At 50.0% G+C, this 298-nt stretch carries 1 protein-coding gene; it reads right to left on the bottom strand.

Going from position 1 to position 298, the window contains the following annotated elements; translation table 11 throughout:
* Positions 1 to 298, bottom strand: a 298-nt coding sequence (locus AAHB90_RS32655) for an NAD-dependent epimerase/dehydratase family protein (protein WP_342089515.1), incomplete at both ends; no start/stop codon positions are given.

The raw sequence follows: 298 nt of genomic DNA, 5'->3' as shown, positions 1-298 counted from the left end.
CAGTAGCAGGACCAGTGCCTGCGCGACATCCAGGTGATGGACCATATGCATGCGCGATCCTGAATGCATGTTCAGCTTTTTAATATATGGGATAATTTCGGCGATGTGCGGGTCTTTATCACCGTAAACAAAGCCAAGACGCAGGATACGTACGTCAAATCCCTGGTTTTGCTGCATGCCGATCAATTCCCTTTCTGCGGCGATCTTACTGGATGAGTAGGCGCGCGGATCATTGATATCTACCTGTTCGTCTTCTTTTGCCGGGCGGTGGTATCCCGAACCGTAGACATTAGAGGTA

Origin of the sequence: Dyadobacter sp. OTU695, assembly GCF_038440355.1 — a bacterium.
In the GTDB taxonomy this organism is placed as follows: domain Bacteria; phylum Bacteroidota; class Bacteroidia; order Cytophagales; family Spirosomataceae; genus Dyadobacter.
Note: the sequence above shows the minus strand (reverse complement) of the source record. Positions and strands in the feature narration are given on the sequence as shown.